General features: G+C 70.1%; 9 protein-coding genes. 7 read left to right on the top strand and 2 right to left on the bottom strand.

Annotation, left to right across the window (positions count from 1 at the left end; genetic code table 11):
* Positions 1-25: 25 nt before the first annotated feature.
* Complete coding sequence (locus tag CA984_RS41025) at positions 26-316, bottom strand: DUF2530 domain-containing protein (RefSeq protein WP_086578738.1); 291 nt, start codon at positions 314-316, stop codon at positions 26-28.
* A gap of 131 nt (positions 317-447) precedes the next feature.
* Between CA984_RS41025 and CA984_RS41020 the strand changes: the two genes are divergently transcribed.
* The 5 genes from CA984_RS41020 (at position 448) to thpR (ending at position 4,859) form a co-directional block, all read left to right on the top strand.
* Entirely contained in the window at positions 448-1,911 is a 1,464-nt protein-coding gene (locus CA984_RS41020) for an NCS2 family permease (RefSeq protein WP_086578737.1), read from the top strand.
* Between the two features lie 124 nt (positions 1,912-2,035).
* On the top strand, positions 2,036-2,350 hold the full coding sequence (locus CA984_RS41015) for a PIN domain-containing protein (RefSeq protein ID WP_086578736.1): 315 nt from the start codon (positions 2,036-2,038) through the stop codon (positions 2,348-2,350).
* Between the two features lie 31 nt (positions 2,351-2,381).
* Positions 2,382-2,843 carry a MarR family winged helix-turn-helix transcriptional regulator gene (locus CA984_RS41010; RefSeq protein ID WP_086578735.1) on the top strand — a complete coding sequence of 154 codons (462 nt, stop codon included), beginning with the start codon at positions 2,382-2,384 and terminating at the stop codon, positions 2,841-2,843.
* Positions 2,844-2,950: 107 nt separating this feature from the next.
* Positions 2,951-4,330 carry an MFS transporter gene (locus CA984_RS41005; RefSeq protein WP_242676455.1) on the top strand — a complete coding sequence of 460 codons (1,380 nt, stop codon included), beginning with the start codon at positions 2,951-2,953 and terminating at the stop codon, positions 4,328-4,330.
* A complete protein-coding gene (gene thpR / locus CA984_RS41000; RefSeq protein WP_086578734.1) occupies positions 4,287-4,859 on the top strand; it encodes an RNA 2',3'-cyclic phosphodiesterase in 573 nt (190 codons plus the stop codon). The genes CA984_RS41005 and thpR overlap by 44 nt, the downstream gene beginning before the upstream one ends.
* Positions 4,860-4,957: 98 nt before the next feature.
* Here the strand turns inward: thpR and CA984_RS40995 are convergent, their stop codons facing one another.
* Positions 4,958-5,926, bottom strand: coding sequence for an aldo/keto reductase (locus CA984_RS40995; RefSeq protein WP_086578733.1), 969 nt, complete (start codon positions 5,924-5,926; stop codon positions 4,958-4,960).
* Positions 5,927-6,192: 266 nt separating this feature from the next.
* Between CA984_RS40995 and CA984_RS40990 the strand changes: the two genes are divergently transcribed.
* Together CA984_RS40990 and CA984_RS45710 are read left to right on the top strand one after the other, a co-directional pair.
* On the top strand, positions 6,193-7,227 hold the full coding sequence (locus tag CA984_RS40990; protein ID WP_242676454.1) for a hypothetical protein: 1,035 nt from the start codon (positions 6,193-6,195) through the stop codon (positions 7,225-7,227).
* 445 nt (positions 7,228-7,672) lie between these two features.
* The coding region (locus CA984_RS45710; RefSeq protein WP_207621233.1) for a hypothetical protein at positions 7,673-7,887 on the top strand (215 nt) is incomplete at its 3' end.

Raw genomic sequence — 7,887 nt, 5'->3', positions numbered from 1 at the left:
ACTGTGCGGAGGGCGCGGCCCTCCGTCAGGGGGTCGGCGGGGCGGGGGAGACGGGCGGGATCGCCGTCGCGGGCTCGACCGCCTCCTCGGAGGCGGTCGCCGGGCCCCGGCGGTCGCGGCGCCGGACGAACCACAGTCCGAACAGGCCGCCGCAGATGCCCGACACGCAGGTCCAGATCCACCAGCGGTGCCCGGCATCCGGTTGCGCGATCAGGAGCACGAGCAGGGCGATCGCCCACAGGGCCGTGCCCACGAGGATCGTGGCCGTGTCGTTGGTCTGCAACGGCCGGAGCTCCGGACGGTGAGGCTGGTTCACGGGTTCCAGCGTAGGCGACGGACCCTCACTACCCGCAAAACGCCCCCTGTGAGAGCGCGAATCGATCTCGAAAGCATCACCATCGTGACCTGGGCCTTCCGGTAGGGGACGCTCGCTGCCACCCTGCGTCCGTGAGTGACACCAAAACCTCCCAAATAAGCGCACTTGACCGTTTCTTCCATATCTCTGACCGTGGCTCGTCGGTCGGCAGGGAAGTCCGCGGCGGTCTCGCCACCTTCTTCACGATGGCCTACATCGTCGTGCTCAACCCCCTGATCATCGCCACCGTCAAGGACGCGGACGGCCAGTTCATCGGTGACGGGCTCGTCCCCAACGTGCCGCTGGTCGCGGCCGGCACCGCGCTGGTCGCCGGTCTGCTGAGCATCCTGATGGGCGTCATCGGCAAGGTGCCGTTCGCGATGGCCGCCGGCCTGGGCCTCAACGCCTTCGTCACCTACGGCATCGCCTCGCAGATGTCGTGGGAGTCGGCCATGGGCCTGGTCTTCCTGGAGGGCGTGATCATCGCGCTCCTGGTGCTGACCGGGTTCCGCACGGCGGTTTTCAACGCCATCCCGCCCCAGCTGAAGACCGCGATCAGCGTCGGCATCGGCCTGTTCATCGCCCTGATCGGCTTCGTCGACGCCGGCTTCGTCCGCAAGGCGCCCGCCGTACCGCTGGAGCTCGGCATCGGCGGCAACCTGACGAGCTGGCCGATCTTCGTTTTCGTTGTCGGCGTGCTGACGATCGCCCTGCTGGTGGCCCGGAAGGTGAAGGGCGCCATCCTGATCGGCATCGTCGCGACCACGGTCCTCGCCGTCATCGTCGAGGCCGTCGCCAAGGTCGGCGGCTCGGGGACGCCCGACAGCCCGAACCCCGCGGGCTGGCGGCTCGTCGTGCCGGAGATGCCCAAGGAGATCTTCGGGTTCAGCAACCCGTTCGTGCTGTTCAAGGAGTTCGACCCGCTCGGCGCCTTCGGCTCCGTCTCGGTCATCCTGGCCCTGCTGCTCGTCTTCACCCTGCTGATCACCGACTTCTTCGACACCATGGGCACGGTCGTGGGCGTCGGCGGCCAGGCAGGCCTGGTCAAGGAGGACGGCACGATGGACAGGACCCGCGAGATCCTGCTCGTCGACTCCATCGGCGCGGCGGTCGGCGGCGCGGCCTCGGTCTCCTCCAACACGACCTACGTCGAGTCGGCGGCGGGCGTCGGGGAGGGCGCGCGCACCGGTCTGGCCAGTGTGGTCACCGGTGTGCTCTTCCTGCTGGCCATCTTCGTCTCGCCGCTGGTCGCCGTCGTCCCCTACGAGGCCGCCGCCCCCGCGCTGGTCATCGTCGGCTTCCTGATGATGACCGCGATCCGCGACATCGACTTCACCGACTACGAGATCGCCATCCCGGCGTTCCTCACGATCGTGCTCATGCCGTTCAGCTACTCCATCGCCAACGGCATCGGCGCCGGGTTCATCAGCTTCGTGCTGATCAAGGTGGTCAAGGGCAAGTCCCGCGAGGTCCACACCCTGATGTGGGTGGTCGCGGTGCTGTTCGTCCTCTACTTCGCCCTCGGCCCCGTCAAGTCCCTCCTGGGCCTGTCCTGAGTTTTTGCCGAGGAAAGGCCCCTACCCGGGGCCTTTCTTCATTTACGCTGAGTGATGGGGGGAGTGGACGGACTGGTAGCCGGCCGTATGCATGGAGGCCCCCGTGACGTAGATCCTGGTAGACGTGGACGAGGAGACGCCGGCGGTCACCTCCGGCCATCAGGGCCCGAGCGTCGTGGACCTTCCCATCGCGGTCAAGGCGCGGCACCACGGGCTCAAGGTGCTCCACTACGACCGGGACTTCGCGACGATCGCGAAGGCCGCGGACGTCGAGATCGAGTGGGTCGCCCAGCCGGGCTCGGTGAACCGACCACCCCCGGCAGTGACATCGCCATGGGGTCCTGCCTGCGGGGACGTCACGGTGAGGTTGGGGATCCCCGTCCGGTCTGCCACGCTGTACGGCCCACCCGAAAAGCTCTGCCCGGAGGGAATCCTGTGAGTTCGTATATAGTTAGCAAAGGTAATGACTTATGCTAACGAAAACCCCCAAGAAGGACCCCGTCGCGAACCTGCGCAGCGACGCCGGTCTGGCATCGGCACTGCGCGTGTCACTGGCACGACTGAACAGACGCCTGCGCAGGCAGGCCGCGGGACACTCGCTGACCCCCACTCAGCTCGCGACGCTCGCCGCCGTGGAACGGCATTCAGGGATAACCCCCGGCGAATTGGCCGAGCTCGAGAAGGTGCAACCGCCCTCGATGACCCGCGTGATCGCCGGGCTGGAAGAGCGGGAGCTGGTGTCACGTACGCCGCACCCGACCGACCGGCGTCAGGTGACCGTGAGCGTGACCGAGCAGGGATCAACCCTGTTGAAGGAGGAGCGCCGCCGCAAGGAGGCGTGGCTGACGCAGCGGTTGAAGGAGCTGACAGCCGAGGAGAGGGCGGTGCTCCGGCAGGCGGCACCGATCCTGGAGAAGCTCAGCCGGATCTAGCCGAACCTGAGGAACCCGGGGCCTCGGCGGTCCCGCAGGACGCCGAGGCGCACGCCGCACCGAGCACGGGGCCGGGGTGGCGGGCAGAACTGCGACGGCTGCGTGCCGTGCGCGCCCTGCCAGGCAAGACGCTGGGATGGCGGGCGAGGGCACGGCGGCGACGGGTCGCGCGGGCCGCGGCCGCCAGCGAGCTGCAGGCCGTCGAGACGGGCACGCCACAGGCCGTGCCCGAGGCGCGGGGCGGGATGTTCCGGTCACTGCGCAACCACAACTACCGGCTGTTCGCGATCGGCGGGGTGGTCTCCAACGTCGGCGGCTGGATGCAGCGCACCGCGCAGGACCTGCTGGTGCTGGACCTGACGAACGGCAGCGCCGTCGCCCTGGGAGTGACCACCGCGCTGCAGTTCCTGCCGCTGATGCTGTTCGGCCTCTGGGGCGGCATGCTCGCCGACCGCTATCCCAAGCGGCAACTGCTGATGGTCGCCCAGTCGCTCATGGGCGTGCTGGCGCTGACCATGGGTCTGCTCGTCGTGACCGGCAACGCGCAGTTCTGGCACGTCTACGTGATGGCCTTCGTCCTCGGCCTCATCTCCTGCGTCGAGGTGCCCACCCGCCAGTCCTTCGTCGTGGAGATGGTCGGCCGCAAGGACCTGGCCAACGCCGTCGCGCTGAACGCCTCCAGCTTCAACCTGGCCCGCGTGGTCGGTCCGGCCGTCGCGGGCGTGCTGATCTCCGCCCTCGGCGGCACCGGCCCGATGTTCCTGGTCAACGGGCTGTCGTTCGTCGCCGTGCTGAGCGGCCTGGCGCTGATGCGCACCTCGGAGCTGACCGCACCCGATCCGCTGCCCAGAGCCAAGGGGCAGCTCCGCGAGGGGCTGCGCTACGTGCTGGACCGTCCGGACCTGCTGCTGCCGATACTGCTGGTCGCCTTCGTCTCGCTGTTCACGCAGTCGTTCTCGATGTCCATCGCGCTGATGGCCCGCGGGGTCTTCGGCGCGGGCGCGTCCTCCTTCGGCCTGGCCTCCAGCATGTTCGCGGTGGGCGCGCTGGGCGGTGCGCTCATGGCGGCCCGGCGGGTACGGCCCAGCCGGAAGCTGCTGATCGGCGGCGCGGTGTCGTTCGGACTGTTCCAGATCGCCACCGGCCTGGCGCCGTGGTACCCGCTCTACCTGCTCCTCCTCATCCCCGCCGGGGTCGCGCTGATCTCCATCAACACGGCCGCCAACACCAGCGTGCAGCTCGCGTCCTCGCCGGAGATGCGCGGCCGGGTGATGGGCATCTACGTGCTGGTGTTCACCGGTGGCGCCCCGATCGGCGCGCCGCTGCTCGGCTGGATCTCCGAAATGGGCGGCCCCCGCACGGGGGTCATGATCGGCGGGGTGCTCACCATCGTGGGCACCGGGGCGGCGATAATGCTGACCAGGGTGATCGGCAGGAGGTCGCGTGCGGCTGTTCGTGGGGTTACCGCTGCCGCAGCGGGTGCGTGACGAGCTCGGCCGCGCCCTCGACCCCCACCGCGCCGCGTGGCCCAATCTCCGCTGGCCGGACCCGGAGACCTGGCACGTGACGCTGTCGTTCCTGGGAGAGGTGCCGGAGACGGTGCTGCCCGACCTGGAGACGCGGCTCGCCCGAGCCGCGTCTCGCTACGCGCCGATGACGCTGTCGCTCATCGGCGCGGGCGCCTTCCCCTCGGCGCGCCGGGCCCGCGTCTTCTGGACCGGCGTGTACGGCTGCCGCCCCCAGCTCGTCCGGCTGGCCGACTCCCTGGGGGCGGGGGCGCTCCGTGCGGGAGCCGTACACGCCGACCGGCGGCGGCTCCGGCCGCACCTGACCCTGGCCAGGTCCCGCGCCGACGCCGACCTGCAGCGCCTGGTCGAGGACTTCGGATCGTTCGCCGGGACCGGCTGGGAGGCCGGCGCCGTCCACCTGGTGAGAAGCCATCTGGGAGCCGCGGTCCGCTACGAGACGGTCGCGGAATACCCCCTGGTGGCCCCGGCACCCGGTGGACGGAGCTAAGCTCCAGGGCGTGGATCGTCCCCGACGCTGGCTGCTGCCCACGGTGCTCGCACTGCTCGTGCTGCTCGTGGTGATCGGCGCCCTGATCTCCTAGCCTGCTACCAGGCGTACTCCTCGGGAGCCGTCTTGAACCCGGGGAAGATCTCGTCGAGGCGGGTGAGGGCCTTCTCGTCCAGCTTGATCTCCAGAGCCCTGGTGGTGCCGTCGAGCTGGTCGAGCGTGCGCGGACCGATGATCGGCGCGGTGACGACCTTCTGGTGGAGCAGCCAGGCCAGGCCCACGTTCGCCGGGTCCTCGCCGAGCTCGTCGCAGAACGCCTCGTACTGCTCGATCTTGTCGCGGTGCCTGTCCAGCTCCTTGACCATGTTCTCCGAGGCGGAGCGGCCCTTGTCGATCTTCCGGAGGATGCCGCCGAGCAGGCCGCCCGCGAGCGGGCTCCACGGGATCAGGCCCAGGCCGTAGTCCTCGGCCGCCGGGATGACCTCAAGCTCGGGCGCCCGGACGATCAGGTTGTAGTGGGACTGCTCGGAGACCAGGCCGAGGCTGTTGCGCCGCGCCGCGACCTCCTGGGCCTTGGCGATGTGCCAGCCCGCGAAGTTGGACGACCCGACATAGAGGATCTTGCCCTGCTGCTTGAGGATGTCCATGGCCTCCCAGAACTCCTCGAACGGAGTGCTCCGGTCGACGTGGTGGGCCTGGTACAGGTCGATGTAGTCGGTCTGCATCCGCTTCAGCGACGCGTCGGCGGCGCGGCGGATGTTGAGCGCGGACAGGCGGCCGTCGTTGGGCCAGTCGCCCATGTCGCCGTAGAGCTTCGTGGCGATGACCGTCTTCTCACGGCGGCCTCCGCCCTGGGCGAACCATCGGCCGATGATGTTCTCGGTGATGCCCTCGCCCTTCTTCCAGCCGTACACGTTGGCTGTGTCGAAGAAGTTGATTCCCACCTCATGGGCGTGATCCATGATCGCGAAGGAGTCGTCTTCCGAGGTCACGGGGCCGAAGTTCATCGTGCCCAGGCAGAGGCGGCTGACCTTCAGGCCGGTACGGCCAAGCTGTGTGTAATCCATGCGTCCACCCTATGGACCTGGAGCGCACTCCAGGCGAGCATCGCCTTCAGGCGTCTCCCGCCGGACGTCCATTGATCGGCACCGGCCTGTCCTGATGTGGCCGAAGTGTGCACCCGGGCGGAGTTCCTCTCCCCGGCGTCCCGCTCTCCGTGACCTCCTCGCCTCCGCCTCCGGAGGTCCGCTTTCGGCAATGCAGGAGTGACCTTGATGCGGACAAGGGGCTTCCACGGCGCCCCCCGCTCCCGCGCTCAGGGCATGATGGCCGAATGGGGAGTAGACCGGGGAACGTCATGATCCGCGTGATCGCGGTGGCCGTGCTGGCCGGTGCAGCGGTGTTCGCGGGGGGCGGAGCGTGGGCGGACGGCGATTCGCCCTTCTTCACCTTCAAGGACAGGCGGATCACCGAGTCGAGCGGGCTGGCGGTCTCGCCGACGCGCAAGAACGTCTACTACACCCACAACGACAGCTCGGCCGGGCCGGTCTTCTTCGCCGTCGGCTCCAACGGGCGGACCCGCGCGACGTTCACCCTCCAGGGGGCGGCGGCCCGAGACTGGGAGGGGATGGCCGCGTCCCGGGACCTGGAGACCGGGGCGGGGGTGCTCTGGTTCGCCGACATCGGTGACAACTTCGACGGGGCCTGGCCCGACATCTCGGTCTACAAGGTGGCGGAGCCCACCACGCTGCGCGACGCCGTCCTGCCCGCCGTGCGCTACCGGTTCCGATACGAGGACGGCGGGCACAACGCCGAGGGTGTCATGGTGCATCCCCGCACTGGGCGGCTCTACATCGTGAGCAAGGAGTTCTCCGGCTCGGTCTACGCGGCGCCCAAGCGGCTGCGCACCGACAAGGTCAACGTCCTCCGCAAGGTCGGCTCCGCGCCCATCATGGCCACCGACGCCGCCTACGCCCCCGACGGGTCGAGTTTCGTGATCCGCACCTACTTCTCCGCCACCGTCTACCGGGCTCCGGGCGACCAGATCGCCCGGGTGTCGATGCCGCCCCTGGAGCAGGCCGAGTCGATCGCCTACACGGCCGACGGCAGAGCGCTGCTGACCGGCAGCGAAGGGGCCGGCAGCCCGGTCTACCGGGTGCCGCTGCCGCCGGAGGTCCTCCGGGAGACGACCCCGAAGCCCGCCCCCACGCCGACGGCCGGCCGGCGCGCCGAGGGAGCCACCACGCTGGTGGCCGACACGAAGGCGGACGAGGACGCCGGGGTGCCGAGCTCGGTCGTGGCCGCCTGGCTGGCGGTCGCGGCGGGAGCCACCGGTGTGATCACCTTCATCGCCCGCCGCACCCGTTAGCCGCCCCCGACCCACGCGGCCTCTGGTCTGTGCGGTACCGGCCCGTGCGGCCCTCGGCCCGTGCGGCCCTCGGCCCGTGCGGCCCTCGGCCCGTGCGGCCCTCGGCCCGTGCGGCCCTCGGCCCGTGCGGCCCTCGGCCCGTGYGGCCCCTGGTCTGTACGGCCCTCGGCCCGTGTGGCCTCTGGCCTGGGCGGCCCTGGCTTGTGCGGCCCTGTCCTGTGCGGTCCCGGCCCGTGTGGCCTGTGGCCTGTGTGACCCCGGCCTGTGCCGCATCCGTCGTAGCCGGTCCGTGCCGCATCCGGCCAGTGCGGTACCCGTAGGGCGACCTGGGTAGCACCCCGTAACCCAACGGCGACCCGCGCCCGGCATCCTTCAGGTCATGCGCGATCAGAGTCCTCCTTCCGGCTCGGGGCTCCCGCCGGAAGTGAACTGCCCGGAGTGCGGCGTGGCCATCGTCAGGGCCCATGACCGCTGCCCGCACTGCGCGCTACCTCTGCGGGGGCCTGTGGCCGCCGAACTCTGGCAGCTCGACAGGGCACTGACCGGGCTGCGGGCACGGGAGGCGGAGCTCCTGGTCCGGCGTGGCCGGCTGCTCGACCTGCTCCGTGCCGAACGGGGCCAGCCGGCCGGGAGCGGTCCCGGCGTACGGCCCGCCCCGCC

Source organism: Streptosporangium minutum, from assembly GCF_002149035.1.
GTDB lineage: Bacteria > Actinomycetota > Actinomycetes > Streptosporangiales > Streptosporangiaceae > Streptosporangium > Streptosporangium minutum.
Note: the sequence above shows the minus strand (reverse complement) of the source record. Positions and strands in the feature narration are given on the sequence as shown.